This window comes from Acidipropionibacterium jensenii DSM 20535, assembly GCF_000425285.1.
In the GTDB taxonomy this organism is placed as follows: Bacteria; Actinomycetota; Actinomycetes; order Propionibacteriales; family Propionibacteriaceae; genus Acidipropionibacterium; species Acidipropionibacterium jensenii.
Genome location: NZ_AUDD01000011.1, coordinates 38,556 through 54,129, shown reverse-complemented (window position 1 = coordinate 54,129; position 15,574 = coordinate 38,556). Strand labels below are relative to the sequence as shown.

At 67.9% G+C, this 15,574-nt stretch carries 13 protein-coding genes; 11 read left to right on the top strand and 2 right to left on the bottom strand.

The annotated features are described in order from the left end of the window. The first annotated feature begins 142 nt into the window (after positions 1-142). The 8 genes from H590_RS0108650 to H590_RS0108615 all read left to right on the top strand — a co-directional run bounded on the left by H590_RS0108650 (position 143) and on the right by H590_RS0108615 (position 9,103). Entirely contained in the window at positions 143-1,081 is a 939-nt protein-coding gene (locus tag H590_RS0108650; RefSeq protein WP_028703245.1) for an alpha/beta fold hydrolase, read from the top strand. Between the two features lie 36 nt (positions 1,082-1,117). Next, on the top strand, positions 1,118-1,948 hold the full coding sequence (locus tag H590_RS0108645) for a sensor histidine kinase (protein WP_028703244.1): 831 nt from the start codon (positions 1,118-1,120) through the stop codon (positions 1,946-1,948). After that, the gene (locus H590_RS0108640; RefSeq protein WP_028703243.1) at positions 1,945-2,646 is read left to right on the top strand and encodes a response regulator; all 702 of its coding nucleotides are present in this window, start codon (positions 1,945-1,947) and stop codon (positions 2,644-2,646) included. Before H590_RS0108645 ends, H590_RS0108640 begins: the two co-directional genes overlap by 4 nt. Then, complete coding sequence (locus H590_RS15740; RefSeq protein WP_071161726.1) at positions 2,643-3,728, top strand: ABC transporter substrate-binding protein; 1,086 nt, start codon at positions 2,643-2,645, stop codon at positions 3,726-3,728. The genes H590_RS0108640 and H590_RS15740 overlap by 4 nt, the downstream gene beginning before the upstream one ends. Next, a complete protein-coding gene (locus H590_RS0108630; protein WP_028703242.1) occupies positions 3,725-5,323 on the top strand; it encodes an ABC transporter permease in 1,599 nt (532 codons plus the stop codon). Before H590_RS15740 ends, H590_RS0108630 begins: the two co-directional genes overlap by 4 nt. Beyond that, positions 5,316-6,488 carry an ABC transporter ATP-binding protein gene (locus tag H590_RS0108625; protein ID WP_036981740.1) on the top strand — a complete coding sequence of 391 codons (1,173 nt, stop codon included), beginning with the start codon at positions 5,316-5,318 and terminating at the stop codon, positions 6,486-6,488. Before H590_RS0108630 ends, H590_RS0108625 begins: the two co-directional genes overlap by 8 nt. A gap of 263 nt (positions 6,489-6,751) precedes the next feature. Next, the gene (locus H590_RS0108620) at positions 6,752-8,155 is read left to right on the top strand and encodes an MFS transporter (protein WP_028703240.1); all 1,404 of its coding nucleotides are present in this window, start codon (positions 6,752-6,754) and stop codon (positions 8,153-8,155) included. A gap of 183 nt (positions 8,156-8,338) precedes the next feature. Then, the gene (locus tag H590_RS0108615; RefSeq protein ID WP_028703239.1) at positions 8,339-9,103 is read left to right on the top strand and encodes an SOS response-associated peptidase; all 765 of its coding nucleotides are present in this window, start codon (positions 8,339-8,341) and stop codon (positions 9,101-9,103) included. A gap of 161 nt (positions 9,104-9,264) precedes the next feature. On the opposite strand, the gene H590_RS18355 is transcribed toward H590_RS0108615, so the two are convergent. Continuing rightward, complete coding sequence (locus tag H590_RS18355; RefSeq protein ID WP_154655315.1) at positions 9,265-9,435, bottom strand: hypothetical protein; 171 nt, start codon at positions 9,433-9,435, stop codon at positions 9,265-9,267. Positions 9,436-9,663: 228 nt separating this feature from the next. Beyond that, a complete protein-coding gene (locus H590_RS0108605) occupies positions 9,664-10,452 on the bottom strand; it encodes a hypothetical protein (protein WP_028703238.1) in 789 nt (262 codons plus the stop codon). 294 nt (positions 10,453-10,746) lie between these two features. Between H590_RS0108605 and H590_RS0108600 the strand changes: the two genes are divergently transcribed. From H590_RS0108600 to H590_RS0108585, 3 genes are all read left to right on the top strand, one after another. Next, positions 10,747-11,901, top strand: a complete 1,155-nt coding sequence (locus H590_RS0108600) for a L,D-transpeptidase (RefSeq protein WP_028703237.1) — start codon at positions 10,747-10,749, stop codon at positions 11,899-11,901. Between the two features lie 172 nt (positions 11,902-12,073). Beyond that, positions 12,074-13,189 carry a septal ring lytic transglycosylase RlpA family protein gene (locus tag H590_RS19305; RefSeq protein ID WP_028703236.1) on the top strand — a complete coding sequence of 372 codons (1,116 nt, stop codon included), beginning with the start codon at positions 12,074-12,076 and terminating at the stop codon, positions 13,187-13,189. A 408-nt stretch (positions 13,190-13,597) separates the two neighbouring features. Then, entirely contained in the window at positions 13,598-14,881 is a 1,284-nt protein-coding gene (locus tag H590_RS0108585) for a citrate synthase (protein WP_028703234.1), read from the top strand. Positions 14,882-15,574: the final 693 nt, after the last annotated feature.

The window sequence follows — 15,574 nt, the reverse complement described above, 5'->3', positions numbered from 1 at the left end:
CGGAGCCCGGGGCGCGGGACGGCGATCTCGCCGATCTCTGCGCGGGTGGTTCCTGGTTGCCCGGGGTCCCCGACAGTCCCGACTAGGGTGGAGCTGCGCCCCCAATCACGCGGGCGCCACCCCTCACACTCAGGAACTGTCGATGGCTCTCAATGAAGTGACCTTCCCCTCCCACAACGGACGCGACGAGATCCACGCCTGGATCCACACCCCGGCGCAACCGCCGCGGGCCGTCGTGCAGATCGCCCACGGTCTGGGGGAGCACTCCCGGCGCTACATCCACATGATCAGCACCCTGCTGGACGCCGGCTTCGCGGTGGCCGCCGATGACCATGCCGGGCACGGCGCGACCGCGATGGCCTCCGGAGTCTGGCAGGACACCGGGGCCGACGGCGTCGAGACCGTGCTGCGCGACGAGAAGACCCTGCACGATCTGGCCGTGGACCTGCACCCGGAACTGCCCTATGTCTTCTTCGGCCACTCCTGGGGATCGATGATCGCCCGCGGCTACGCCTCCCGGTTCGGCGAGGACCTCTCGGGGCTGGTGCTGTGCGGGATCGCCGCCCACATCCACGGCATCGAGAAGACCCTGGACCGTGCGGCGCTGGCCGCAGCGCTGGCCGCCGGGGACGGCACCGAGCCGGATCCCGGCTTCCAGAACGAGATGTTCGACGGCTTCGTCGACCGATTCGGACCCGACGCCGGCCCGACCGCCTGGGTGGCCTCCGATCCCGCGGTGGTCGCCGACCACAGCGTCGACCCGCTCAACAACTTCGGCGCCCCGATGTCGCTGCGCTTCGTCCGCGACTTCGTCGCCCTCTACGACCAGGTCAACGCCGCCGACTGGCCCGCCAGCATCCCCGCCGGCCTGCCGGTGCTCATCCTGGCCGGCGACCAGGACCCAGTCGCCAACTATGGCGAGGGGGCGCTGCACGTCGCCAACCAGCTGTGGGACGCCGGCCACACCGACGTCGAGACCCACGTCTACCCGGGGGTGCGCCACGAGGTGCACAACGAGCCGGCCTCCCGGGCCCAGGTCGAGGCCACCCTGGTCGACTTCGTCGAGAGGGTGGTCTCCTGATCTGGCGGCCGTTCACCCGGATGGCATACTGACGCGGTGCTCGTACCGATGTGGATCCTCCTCGTCGTGATCGCCGCCGGACTGGTCCTGACCAATCTGTGGATCCGTTCGCGGCGCAGCCTGGTTCTCATCCGGCGCGACAACGAGCAGCTGCGAACCCTGGTCGCCCACCGCATGGAGCACCCCAACGTCTTCTCTCACGAGGTGCGCACCCCGCTGGCCCTCATCCAGGGCGCGGCCGAGCTGCTCAGCGAGGAGACGCCGGGGCCCCTCACCGAGCGGCAGCGCGAGTTCGTCGAGACCATTCTCGACAACACCGCCCAGATGTCGGCGCTGGCCGAGAACATGCTGGCCGAGGCTCGCGTCGATGCGCAGCTGGTGGAGCTGCATCGCAGCCAGGTGGAGATCCGCGGCCTGGTCCGGGACGCCGTCAACGAGCTGCGGCGGCTCACCCACACCGCCCTGGAGATGCAGAACTCGGGACGACGTATCCTGCTCGCCGCAGACGCCAATCTGCTGCGCCAGGCGCTGTGGAATCTCGTCAACAATGCGGTGCGCCATGCCGGGGAGGGGGCGGTGGTGACGGTTCAGGTGACCGAGTCGGAGGGCTGCGTCGTGATCTGCGTCTCCGATGACGGCGCCGGAATGAGCCAGGCGGAACGGGAACAGCTCTTCCGTCCGTTCACCGGAGACCTCACCGCGATGGAGAACCACGGCACCGGTCTGGGAATGATGGTGACCCAGCGGGTGATCGAGGCCCATGGCGGCCGGGTCCTGGTCGACACCCTGGCCGGGCGGGGCACCTCCATCTTCTGCACCATCCCGATCGTCCCCAGCCCGGCGGTCCAGAAGGAGGACCAGGCATGACGTCCTCAGCAGAGCCGCTGGCACTGGTGGTGGACGACCAGGCCCAGATGCTGTCGATCGTCAGCTTCGCCCTGGAGACTCAGGGATTCCGGTGCCTGACGGCGCGCAACGCCGAACGCGCCTGGGAACTGTTCAACCAGCAGCACATCGACATCATGGTGCTGGACATCATGCTTCCCGGCGCCTCGGGAATCAGCCTGTGCGAACGGGTTCGCTCGGTCTCGGCGACCCCGGTGATCCTGCTCACCGCCAAGAACGCCACCGAGGACCGGATCAAGGGACTGATGGCGGGCGCCGACGACTACCTCACCAAGCCGTTCAGCCCTCGCGAACTGGCGCTGCGGGCCCAGGCGGTGTTCCGGCGCAGCTCGCCGGCCAGCGATGAGACGACCCTGGTCAATGGCGAGTTGACCGTCAACACCGCCGTGCGCGCCGCATTCTGGAGAGGCCGGAACCTCCATCTGCCGGATCTCGAACTGCGGCTGCTCACCGCGCTGATGCGCCGCAAGGGGGAGGTCACCTCCTGGGCCGTCCTCCTCAACGACGTGTGGTTCACCAGCTCCGAGGTCGGTTCCAGGGCGATGATCAAGACCACCATCTACCGGCTGCGTCAACGTCTCGAGGGGGAGGGTGCCGCACTGATCCTCACGGTGCGCGGCGAGGGCTACCTGATGCCGGACGCCGGGAATCCCCAGTGAGCGCTGCGGCAGATGCCCTCGGCCCCGTCGGGCGCCGGGGTGGCCCGGCTCGCCGCTGGCGGACCAGACTGGCCGGACTCCTGATCCTCATCACCGTTGTCGGATGGGCCGTCGTGGGAGTCGTCGGCAATGCCCGTGGATCACAGCTGTCGGTGCTGTGCTCGTCGATCGATGACATTTGCCAGGAGTGGGCCGATGTCTTCACCGCCGAGACCGGGATCCGGGTCACGATGACCCGCCGTTCCGCCGGGGAGGCGCTCACCCTCATCAGCCAGCCCAGTCACCACTTCGACGTGTGGCACGGCGGCCCGTCGGAGGCCTATGCGACCGGCACCAGCCGCGGCCTTTTCGTGGCCTACCGTCCCCGGGGCTGGTCGCAGGTTCCTGCCTTCGCCCGCGACAAGGAGGGTTACTGGACCGGCACCTACCAGGGGATCCTGGGCTTCTGCTCGGACCGTTCGGTGCTGGCCCGCAACGGCCTTCCGGTGCCCATGTCCTGGCAGGACCTGCTCAATCCCCGCTACCGGGGCCTCATCTCCGCCCCCAACCCGATGTTCTCGGGCACCGGCTACACCATGGTTGAGACCCAGGTGGCCCGACTGGGCGGCGAGCAGGCGGGGATGGACTGGCTGCGGCGACTCAACAGCAACGTTCTGCAGTACACCTCCTCGGGTCTGGCACCCTCCGGTGTTGTGGCCCGCGGGGAGGTGGCGACCGCGATCACCTTCACCCAGCACTGCGTCAAGCAGATCGAGCAGGGGCACCGCGATCTCGTGGTGAGCTATCCCCGTGAGGGCACCGGCCGGGAGATCGGTGCGGTGGCGATCCTTCGCGGCACCGATCACCGCAGCGCCTGGCACCTCGCCGCCGCCAGACGCTACGAGGACTTCATCCTGTCGGCCAAGGGTCAGGAGCTCGGGAAACGCACGCACTCCCGACAACTCCCGGCCCGCGCCGACCTGCCTTCCGACCAGCGCCTCAGGCTGCCGGCCGATCGCCGGATCGTCACCCTGCCGCTGGCCGAGGGCGCCCAGCGCCGCGAACACCTCACCGAGCAGTTCCGGGAGCAGGTGCTGGGGTGACCGCGGATCCACTGGCCCGGGCTCTGCGAGCCATGACGTGGCTGTGTCTGGCCGTCCCGATCGCGATACTGCTCCGCCCGACGCTGGCAACCATTGTCAGCACCGCGGGCAGAACCGCTCTCGCCGGCGTGCTGATCCATCGGTTCCCGGTCGTCGCAGCAACCCTCGGGTTGGCGACAGCGGTCGGGGTGGTGGGCACCGCCGCCGGAGCCATGATGGCGGCGGTGCACCACGCCTACCGCTTCACCGGCCGCGGCTTCCTCCACTGGATGACGCTGGCCCCGGTGCTGCTGCCGCCGGTGACGGCCTCCACCACCCTGCTGCAGATCTGGGGGAACAACGGCGTCGTCGCACAGCTCACCGGAGGGGACTGGGTGTCGGTCTACGGGTTCACCGGCCTGGCGCTGGCCGACATCCTGGCGATGGTGCCAATGGCGTATCTGGCAGTGCTGTCCGGACTGCGCACCCTTGATGAGGGGCTGATCGACCAGGCCCGCGACCTCGGCCTGCCGACCCGGAAGATCCTGCGGGTCATTGTCCTTCCGCACCTGTGGCCGGAGCTGGCCGCCGTGTTCCTGCTCCTGGTGGCCAACACGGCCGTCGACGTGGCCAACCCGCTGGCCCTGGGCGGCTCGTACCAGGTGCTGGCGACCCGCCTCCGAGAGGCGGCCATCGGCGAGGGGGACGCGGTGGGGGCTGCCGCGACCTCCGCGGTGATGCTGGCCATCTGCGTCCTGGCATGGCTGGTGATGACGGCGATCTCGTCGAGGCCCGGGAGCGCCGCACCCCAGCAGTCCTCGATCCGGACCCGGCGGCGTCCGCCATCCTCGGTCTGGCAGCGCGTGATGGTGGGGTTGGCCTGGTTCGTGGCGGGAGCGAACGCGCTCAGCCTTCCGGTGGTGATGCTGGGCTCGGTCATCGACACCACCTCCGGCCTGTCCTGGACGGCGTCGGGATATCGCGAGCTGCTGGCGGGCCAGAACGGGCTGGCGCTGGCCGACTCGGTGATCGTCGCGGCCGGCGCCACGGTGATGGCGATGGTCGCCGGGTCCGCCATCGTCTCCACCGGAGGACTGCGCCGGGGAGGCTCGGTCTCCACCAACCTGCTGGCGTCCTCGGCCCTGACGCTGCCCCTGGCCCTCGGCGCTCTGGAGATCTGGCGGAGGACCGGGACGAGCGGGAACTCGACATCGACGATCCTGGTCCTCGTGATGACCGTTCAGGGTCTGGTGCTCGTGCCCGTCGTCGTGGCCTTCCTGCGGGCCCGCACCGATGCCATGACGCTGCCGATCAGGCAGTCCGCGGCCGGCCTGGGGATGGCCCCGGCACGGATGCTGAGGCCGTTGATCATCCCTCAGCTGCGCCCGGCGCTGACCGCAGCCACGGCTCTGGCGTTTGTGATGGGCCTGACGTCGGTGCCCTCGGTGATCCTGCTCACCGGCGCCGACACGCCGTTCATCGCAGCCCAGATCGTCACCGAGGTGGAGGCGGGACGGCTCACCGAGGCATGCACCCTGTCCACCGTCACGGCGATCACGGTGGCGCTGGTGGCGTGGGGGATCTGGTTGAGTGCTGGAGGGAGACGCCGTGCGTGAGGGCCGGGTTGAGGTGCAGGGACTGTCCAAGATCTTCCCCGGGATGTCGCACCCGGCGCTCGACGAGGTGGACCTGATCGCCGAGCCCGGACAGTTGATCGACGTGATGGGGCCATCGGGGTCGGGAAAGTCGACCCTGGTGATGATCCTCAACGGGCTGGAGACCGCCGACCGCGGCAGAGTGCTGATCTCGGGCCGGGACATGAGCGGCGTGCCGGCGGCAGGACGCCCCACGGCGACGGTCTTCCAGCAGGACAATCTCTTTCCCGATCTCACCGTCTTCGACAACGTCGCCTATCCGCTGCGCGCCGCGCACGCCAGTCCGGTGCAGGTGGCCGACCGGGCGGAGGTGATGCTGCTGAGGCTGGGGCTGGCAGGGCTGGAGGGTGCCCACAGCCACGAGCTGTCCCGGGGCCAGCGACGCCGGGTGGCGTTGGCCAGAGCGCTCATGACGCAGCCTCGGGTACTGCTGCTCGATGAGCCCCTGTCGGGTCTGGATCAAGCCCTCAAATCCGTCCTGCTGGACCTGATCGACGAGTTGAGGCGCAGGCTGGGCACCACCGTCGTGCACGTGACCCATGAGCAGGGGCTGGCGCTGGCCACCGCTGACCGGATCGTGGTGCTCGATCATGGCCGAGTCGCGGGCGCGGGGACGCCTCGTCAGATGTATCAGCATCCGCCGAACTCCTTCGTCGCCGAGTTCATGGGCCGGTCATCCTTCCTGGATGCCGAGATCCTGGGCCCGCTGACTCCTCGCGGTCCCGGCCACGACCTGCGTGCCAGGGTCCGCGTGCTGGGTGTCGAACTCGTGGTGCCGGTGGCTGCCGGCGTCCCCCTGGTGCCGGGACGCACCGCGACCCTGCTGGTGCGCCCCCACTGCCTCACGATCCACCAGCTCGGGGGGGCCGGTGACGGCGGGGACGGCGGTCATCGCGGGGACGGCGACTCCGCCGCGCGGGTGGGACACCATGAGTACGAGACCGCACCCCACGGGCTCATGGGAGTCGTCCAGCAGGTGCGCTACCGCGGAGAGACGATGGAGTACCTCATCGAGACCGAGCAGGGCAGCCTGCTGGGTACCGGTGACCTGTGGTCCGAGCCGCTGGCCCGCCATCAGCGGGTCAGGCTGGAGCTCGCAGCCGACCACCTGTGGCTGCTGGCCTGACGACTCGCCGTGACCACCGGATCGCCGGCTCACCATGCGGTCGGCTGCGCAGGTGCCGGGTCCACAGGCCGTCGGCCGCATGGACTGTCAGCCGGACAGGTAGTCAGCCGCACGGATTGCCCCGAGAGAGTGCGGGCCCTTGGTCACAGCACTGTGACCAACTGTCACCACAAACCATCGCCACGGCCCTCACCAGCCGCAAACATAAGGAGCTGAACAGTGCCGTCCACACGGGACGACGATGAGTACCGGAGTGTCCATTCATGTCCATCACTGAGAAGCCGCTGACGCAGAAGCGCTCCTGGCTGTCAGCACCCCCGCCCGCCCCTCGTCTCGACGAGGCCGAGGTCAAGCACCGGTACCCCCGGTTGCGTCTCCAGGTCTTCCTCGGGATCTTCCTCGGCTACGCCGGCTTCTACCTCATCAGGAACAACATCTCGCTGGTCTCGGCGATCCTGCTCGACCAGGGTCGGATCGACAAGGTCGGGATCGGCGTCATCGCCAACGCCGTCCTGATCTCCTACGGCTTCTCGAAGTTCTTCATGGCGATGGTGTCGGACCGCTCCAACGCGCGGTACTTCCTGCCCCTCGGCCTGTTCCTGTCGGCGCTGGCCAACCTCGCCGTGGCATTCGTGCCCGCCATCTCGGCGTCGGTCACCGTCTTCGCGATCGTGATGTTCATCAACGGCTGGTTCCAGGGCATGGGGTGGCCTCCCTCGGGCCGCGTCCTGGTGCACTGGTTCTCCACCAACGAGCGTGGTTGGAAGACCTCGATCTGGAACTGCGCCCACAACGTCGGAGGAATGGGCGTCGGGGCCGTCTCGGCCTGGGGTCTGGCCATCACCGCCAACGACTGGCACTCCGCCTTCTGGCTGCCCGCCCTGGTCGCCATCGTGGTGGCGATCATCGCCTTCGTGCTGATCCGCGACACCCCGGCATCGGTCGGACTGCCCCCGATCGAGGAGTACCGCGACGACCCGGCGAAGGTCGAGACCGACACCTCCGAGCTGGAGACCAGCAGCTACTGGCAGGTCGTCGTCCAGCACGTCTTCAAGAACAAGGTGATGCTGCTGCTGGCCTTCGCCAATGTCTTCGTCTACACCCTGCGATACGGCGTGCTGAACTGGGTTCCGACCTACCTGTCCGAGGTCCACGGGGCCTCCGTCACGGGTGGTATCGCCGGATTCTCCCTGTTCGAGCTGGCTGGACTGGTGGGCACCCTGGCCTGTGGCTGGATCTCTGACCACGTCTTCGGTGGCAACCGCACCCGCACCGGAGTCACCTTCCTGATCGGCGTCGGGGTCTTCCTGGCCGCCTACTGGCTCGCCCCTGTCGGCACTCCGTACTGGCTGCTGATGGTCTTCCTGTTCTTCATCGGTGCCTTCATCTACGGACCGGTGATGCTCATCGGCCTCCAGGCGATCGACATGTCCGCGGCCAATGTCGCCGGCACCTCGGCGGGCTTCACCGGACTGTTCGGATACGTTCTGGGAGCGACGATGGCATCCTCCGGAGTGGGCTTCCTCGCCCAGCACTACGGCTGGGGAGTCACCTACGGTGCCCTGGTCGGCGTCGTCGTCGTCGCGATCGTGCTGCTTGCGCTCATCGGCCCTGAGGAGAAGCGCCTGATGGCCGAGCACGCCGGAAAGTCCGAGCACAGCCACTGAGTCGACAAGCACCGACTCGACATGCACAACCCCTGAGTGGTGATGCGCAGCCGCCGGATGGTGGTTCGCGCCGATCCATCGACACTGCCGGCTCGGTCCAGGTCTCTCCTGGACCGAGCCGGCAGTGCGTCACACTGGGGACCGTGTCGCGAGATTCCTCAGCCGCGCACCCGAGGAGAGACCATGTGTGGACGGTACGGCCTGAATGTGGACGCCAACGATCTGATGCGGGTCTACCAGGCGATCGGCAGGGACATCGAGGAGTGGACGCCGAGGTACTCGGTGGCGCCGTCGAACACCGTCCCGATCCTCATTGCACTGCCCGGTGAGCTGCCGGCGGAGATACCCGCACCGCAGGAGCCGGCCGCGGCGCGCACCCGGGAACCGGCTGTGGCGCGGGCCCTGGAGCCGGCCGTCTGGGGGTTTCGGCCGTTCTGGGCGAAGGAGGGCCGGCCCCGTCCGATCAATGCCCGGCTGGAGACGGTGGCGACCAATGGGATGTTCCGGTCCTCCTTCAGGGCGCACCGCGCGATCGTGCCGATGACCGGCTACTACGAGTGGACCCCGGGGCCGGGCCGGACGAAGATCCCGCACTGGATCCATGCCGACGGCGCCCTGCTCCACGCCGCTGCCGTGACGACCAGCTGCAGGTCCGAGGAGGGGGAGGCGAGAACGGTCGCCATCGTCACCACCACCGGAACCGACCGTGCCGGGGAGATCCACGACCGGATGCCGGTCTTCATGACCGCTGACTGCCTGGACGACTGGCTGGCCCCCGGCAAGCTCGAGCCGCAGGAGGGCGAGGAGTTGGTGCACCTGGCCGCCGACCAGGCCCGCCGGGTCGCCTCCTCGCTGTCCAGCTACCGGGTGAGTCCCCGGGTCAACAGCGTGGCGCGGATCGATCCGCACGACCCGACCCTCATCGATCCGGCCGAGACCCTGTTCTGATTGGCCGGGCCCGGCGCCCTGTCAACCGGACCCACCAGCACCGCCAGAGCTTCCACCGGTTCGCGACGCCGTCAACCGCGTCAGCCGGGTTCGGGAGGCCGCCGTCGGGAGCGTGGCCCCTCGGGGTCCTCAGTTCAGGAAGACCTCGGCCCTCGGGGTCCTCAGTTCAGGAACAACAGCATCCAGGTCCACACGACGAGGATGATCGCCCCGATGATCCCCATCCCCCATACCAGCGCCCAGATCAGCTTCTCGTGGAGAGGGGGCAGCGGCTCCTCCTCGGGTCGCCCGTCGTCGGGCTGTCCCTCGGACTCATCGGGGGCGTTGGTCATCGCATCTCCTGGATCGGCAAACAGGACGATTCTACGGAGCCTCTCCAACGGCCCTGCGTCAGAGCCCGGCTTCAGAACCCCGCGCCGGAGCCCTGCGCCGGAGTCCTGCGCCGGAGTCCCTGGCGCCCCGTGCCGGTGCCCCGCCGTCCCGATCCCACCTGCGCCAACCGGCTGCGCGCCAGGGGCGGCCGGCGGCGAACCCCCGGTCGTGCGCGACGCCGAACCGGGTCAGCCGACCTCGGGGATCGTCACCGGCTGGTTGATCCTCGACAGCTGGGTGGAGTTCACCGCCGTGGTCTTCTGGACCTTCATCGTGACCGCCGACCTGGTGGCGAGGAAGTCATCGGTGGTCCACAGCTCGTAGTGCGCAGTGGCGCCGCTCGGCAGCGTCTCGATGTAGTCGCTGGAGGCGCCGCGCCGATCGGCCGCCCACCGTGCCAGGGCCTTGCGGTCCAGCACGAAGCTGAAGTGGTGCCCCGAGGAGTCCCGACCCAGATAACTGCCCCTGGTCGAGGCGTCCAGGGCCTTGAGGGGATCCGCCGGGTTCGCGGCCACCGAGGTGTAGCTGAGGTCCATGTCGCTCTTGACCCACTTCCCGTCCTGGCGGACCCACGCCGCGGAGTCCCTGACGACCATCTCGAAGGTCTCTCCACTCATCGTCATCCAGGCGTGTGCCCGCGGGGTGTCGGTGTCGGCGCGGTCGATGTCACCCTTCAGGGACATCTCGAGGGAGCCGGCGGTGATCGACGTCACCTGGTGATAGCTCCGCAGACTCTTCTGGGCTGTGGAGATCCGCTCGCCGAGGTCGCGGGGAGCCACGGTTCCCGAGCCGACGGTGAACGCGAAGGAGCTCGCCGTCGACGACGGCGAGGCTGAGCCGGCAGAGCCACCGGCCGTCCCGATCGCCGAGGAGGTGTTCGCCGGAGTGCTCGACGAGGTACTGCTGCAGGCGGACAGGCTCACCAGCGCCAGGACGGTCAGACATGCCGCGACGCCACGGCGTGGGGAATGAGTCATCGCAGATCTCCTGTCGGAGCGACGTCTCTGCCGCCCGGATCGTGGGGTCCAAGGGTCGTCGGCGGCACACATCCCGGCCACCGAAACCTCCCCCGGGAGCCGTTGAGCGCGCCGACCGGCGTCCCACCCGGGGGGCGCTGTGCCGAGCACGAGTTACCATGGTATGGAGTTTGGATCCTCGGCAGGGCGCCGACCCCGCCGATCTACCCTCCCACACATCACTCGCTGGAGGCATTTGTGCCGTCATTCCCCACCCGACGATCTGTTCTCGCCTGTGGCGCCGTAGCGGTGCCCCTGGTCCTTGCCGGGTGCTCGAAGAACGCCGGTTCCACAGCGGGATCCCCGGCCGGTTCCTCCGGCCAGGGCGGCGCATCGGCGCAGCCCAGCGCGACACCGACACCCGCCCAGGCCTCGGTGGTCGTCACCTCCCAGCACCCCCTGAACCAGATCCGGCCCGCCGACACCCTCACCTTCACAGTGAAGAACGGCACCCTCGCCTCGGTCGCGGTGACCAATGCCGACGGCGAGTCGGTCGACGGCACTCTGGCGAAGGGCGTGTGGACCCCGAAGCACCCGTTCCGACTCAACCGGAACTACACCGCCGTCTCCACCCTCAATGGTGCCGCCGGGACCTCGAAGGTGACCACCAGGGTCACCACCCTGGACGCCGACTCCAACACCGTGAACTTCCTCTACGAGGACATGCAGGTCGGTGCCGGGATGCCGGTCATCATCAAGTTCGAGAACGACGTCGCCGATGCCGACAAGCGCAAGGCCATCCAGGAGGCGATGACGATCACCACCTCCCCGCAGCAGACCGGCGCCTGGGGATGGATGGACAACACCCAGCTGGTGTGGCGTCCCGAGAAGTACTGGCAGGCCGGCACCAAGGTCAGTGTCTCCGGCAAGATCGCGGGCCTGCCGACCTCCAGCCACCGATTCGTCACCGACAACGTCTCCGGCGGGTTCACGGTGGACGCCGTGCGGATCATGTATGTCGACATTCCCGGTCACACGATGAAGGTCACCAAGAACGGTGCCACCGTGAAGACCCTGCCGATCACCACCGGCAAGGACGGTTTCGCCACCCGGTCGGGCACCAAGGTCATCATCGAGCGCGACTCCTCGCTCATCATGGACTCCTCCACGGTGGGCATTCCGGAGGGAAGCGCCGACTCCTACCGGCTCGACGTCAAGTGGGCGATGCGGGTCACCTACACCGGCGAGTTCATCCACGCCGCCCCGTGGTCCCAGGGATCCCAGGGCTCGGCCAATGTCTCCCACGGCTGCGTCGGACTGTCGACGGCCAACGCCCAGTGGCTGTTCAACTTCTGCCGCGCCGGCGACATCGTGGTCAACACCGGTTCCAGCAGGAACTTCAAGCCCTCGGAGGGCATCGGCTGCTGGGTCTACGACTGGGCCGGGTGGCAGAAACTGAGCGCGGTCTGATCCCGTAACTCTCAACCTCGAGGCACGGTCGAGAGTTCCATTCCGCGTCAGCGCGTGATCCGAAGCTGAGAACTCTCAACGTCGATTGAGGTTGGTCGCGTCCTTTCCTAGGCTCCCTGAACTATCAGGGTCCTGGTCCCCACGGGCCCCCGCCGAGGTCGGAGGACACCCCGTGATCGACACCCACCTGATCGTCAAGAAAGTGCGCGGCACTGCGGCGACCCTCGCGGTGGCCGGCACCCTGGCCTTCGGCGTCCCTGCCGTGGTCGGGTCGAGCGCCCTGGCCACCGACACCGCGACCACCCGCGCCACCACCGCCGTCAACGTCCGCACCGGACCCAGCACCTCCAGGCCCTCCATCGCCGTCCTGTATCCCGGAGACCCGATCGTGGTGACCGGGGCATCGGTCGGCGGATGGACGCCGGTGCGCTACCAGGGCAAGAACGCCTGGGTGGCCAGCGCCTACCTGTCCGCCGGCCAGTCGGGGTCGACGTCGCGCCCGACGTCCTCCTCCCAGACCGGGGTCGCCTATGCCGGCGTCGCCCTCAATCTGCGCACCGGGCCCGGGATGTCCGCGGCGGTGCGCACCGTGCTGCCGAGTGGCACCCGGGTGGTGCTCACCGGCAACGTCTCGGGGAGCTGGGTGAGCGTGAGCTCCTCGCAGGGCTCGGGGTGGGTGAACTCGGGATATCTGTCCCAGTCGGCGTCGAGCTCGGGGTCCTCCTCGAGCTCCGGGTCGAGCGGATCGGGAACCGCGACCGTCATCGGCACCCGCTACGCCACCACCAGCCTCAACCTGTGGACCGCCTCCAGCGGCGCGAGGTATGTCGGCGACGTCGACCCCGGAACCTCCCTGGCGATCACCAACCGCACCGCCAACGGACGCACCCAGATCGTCATCGGGGGCTCCACCAGGTGGGTGACCAGCCGCTACCTGGCGACCTCGGCGCCCAGCAGCCCGGCCGCGAACACGGCGTCGAGCAGCTCGGGAGAGGGACAGGCGACCGTCACCGGATCCTGCCGGGCGTCCTTCTACTCCGACCCCCAGGAGACCGCCAACGGCGAGACCTTCGACCCGGACGCCTACACGGCCGCCAACAAGACCTTGAAATTCAACACCCGGCTCAGGGTGACCAATGTGGCCAACGGCAAGTCGGTCGTGGTGCGGATCAACGACCGCGGACCCTATGTCTCGGGACGCTGCCTCGACCTGTCCCAGGCGGCATTCTCGGCGATCGCCAGCACCTCCGCCGGAGTGATCGCGGTGAACTACACGGTGCTCGGCTGAGGGCTCGGTCCTTCGAACCATTCCTGGCGCACGGTGCGCCCTGGATGATCGGATCCCTACCGCGCGGCATCCGGGTGGGGAGCTCCGACCGGCGTCCTCCCCGCGCCGTACAGCGTCCCACCCGGCGTCGGCGAGCCATTCGGCTGACGGCGGGATCGCGTTGACATCCGACCGGCTCGTCCTAGGCTGGGATGAGCTGTACACCACGTTGAAACTCACATAACGACGTCCTCCCCGCGACACGGGATCGACGTACCCACGACGTCCCTCACGTCAGTCGGCAGCCGCGACAATGTCCGCCGCACCGCCAGAACCCGCTCCGTCCCGGACTGCACCGCAGTACGGCTCGCCGGACTCTGCACCCGACCGTCCATGAGCTGCGGGACGTGTGCCCCCGAAAGGAGCAAGATGAGCGAGACCGCGCGTTTCATTGACGGCGACACCGAGTTCGAACTCGAGAAGGTGACCGCCAGCAACGGCCAGGTCGGCTACGACACCGCGGGGTTCCTCAACAAGACCGGAAATCTGCTCCTCGACCCGGCCTTCGTCAACACGGCGTCCTGCAGTTCGAAGATCACCTATATCGACGGTGACAAGGGAGTTCTGCGCTACCGGGGATATCCGATCGAGCAGCTGGCCAAGCACTCCTCCTATCTGGAGACCGCCTACCTGGTGATCTACGGCGATCTGCCCACCACCGAGCAGCTGGAGGTCTTCGAGCAGCGGATCCGTCGGACCACCCTCATCGACGAGCGGATGCGCGACCTGTTCCGCTGCTTCCCCCGCCGCTCCCACCCGATGCCGGTGCTCGCCGCCGGGATCATGGCGCTGTCGACCTTCTCCGAGAAGAGCGCCGGCACCGATCCCGAGCAGGTCGAGAACGCCACCGACCGGCTCATCGCCAAGACGCCGACCCTGGCCGCCTTCTCCTACAAGAACTCCGTCGGCCAGCCGACCCTCTACCCGGACAACTCGCTGTCCTACATCGAGAACTTCATCCGGATGAGCTTCGGTTTCCCGACCGAGCCCTACGAGTTCAACGACGAGGTCACCCGGGCTCTGGAGGTGCTGCTCATCCTGCACGTCGACCATGAGCAGAACTGTTCGACGTCGACCGTGCGGATGGTCGGGTCCTCGGGGGCGAACCTGTACTCCTCGGTGGCCGCCGGAGTCAACGCCCTGTCGGGGCCCAAGCACGGCGGGGCGAACCAGGCCGTGATCGAGATGCTCCAGGGAATTCGCGACTCCGGGATGTCGACCCAGGAGTTCGTCAACAAGGTCAAGGACCAGAAGTCCAATGTGAAGCTGATGGGATTCGGGCACCGGATCTACAAGATCTACGACCCGCGTGCCGCGATCATCAAGGAGCACGCGGACAACATCCTCAAACTCCACACCGGACGCCAGGCCCTTCTGGAGATCGCCCAGGAGCTGGAGGAGACAGCCCTCAATGACGACTACTTCAAGGAGCGCAAGCTCTACCCGAACGTCGACTTCTACTCCGGGCTGATCTACGAGGCGATGGGATTCCCGGTGAACATGTTCACCGTGCTGTTCGCCATCGGTCGGCTGCCCGGCTGGATCGCCCACTACCGCGAGCAGATGCAGACCAACAACAAGATCTGGCGGCCCCGCCAGCTCTATACCGGGGAGCAGGAGAGGGCCTACCGCCCCATCGAACTGCGTCCCTGATCTGCCCCGTGCCCAGGGGTCCGGTGGGCATGCTGTCCTGTTTGGCCCACCGAACCTGACTGACCTGCTTGGCCTGCTTGGACTCACCTGTCCTGACTGGCCCACCGGACCTGACTGACCTGCTTGGCCTCTCGGGGCTACCTGGCCCCCCGGCTTGGCGGACCTACTGCCTACCTGACCCCCCCGGCCCGCCGGACCTACTGCCTACCTGACCCCCCGGTCTCGACCGATGCAGCCAAACAGCACAGATGCAGCAAATCTGCCGGGCCCACCGGATCCACCTGCCCTGTTTGCCCCCCATCGGGCCCGACAGATGCAGGAAAACAGCACAAGTGCAGGCAGGTGTCACGGATGCAGTGGAGCTCCACTGCATCCGTGACGTTTGGCTGCATCCGTGCCCGAACGAAGGAACTGACCGTCTCGGAAGACCGCCGTGCCCGAACACCGGGCTCCACTCACAGTCCGCAAGCAAATCCAACTCGCCGGACCCGACCTTCGCCCAAGTCCACCCGGCCCAGGACGTCCATCAGATCTGACCTGTCTGGACCGTTCCCAGTTTGGTCGACACTCCAGTCGCCTATCTGATGTGGTCTGACCTGCAACACCATGCAGAACCCACAGATGCAGGGCAACGCCACACATGCAGCAAATCCACCGGACCTACCGGGCGTACCTGCTCCCTCGGGCCCGACA

Excerpts from the sequence above, each read along its gene's own strand:
- H590_RS0108640 (WP_028703243.1), top strand. The coding sequence starts at position 1,945 with ATGACGTCCTCAGCAGAGCCGCTGGCACTGGTGGTGGACGACCAGGCC.
- H590_RS0108585 (WP_028703234.1), top strand. The coding sequence starts at position 13,598 with ATGAGCGAGACCGCGCGTTTCATTGACGGCGACACCGAGTTCGAACTC.
- H590_RS0108605 (WP_028703238.1), bottom strand. The coding sequence starts at position 10,452 with ATGACTCATTCCCCACGCCGTGGCGTCGCGGCATGTCTGACCGTCCTG.
- H590_RS0108615 (WP_028703239.1), top strand. The coding sequence starts at position 8,339 with ATGTGTGGACGGTACGGCCTGAATGTGGACGCCAACGATCTGATGCGG.
- H590_RS18355 (WP_154655315.1), bottom strand. The coding sequence starts at position 9,435 with ATGACCAACGCCCCCGATGAGTCCGAGGGACAGCCCGACGACGGGCGA.
- H590_RS0108650 (WP_028703245.1), top strand. The coding sequence starts at position 143 with ATGGCTCTCAATGAAGTGACCTTCCCCTCCCACAACGGACGCGACGAG.
- H590_RS0108620 (WP_028703240.1), top strand. The coding sequence starts at position 6,752 with ATGTCCATCACTGAGAAGCCGCTGACGCAGAAGCGCTCCTGGCTGTCA.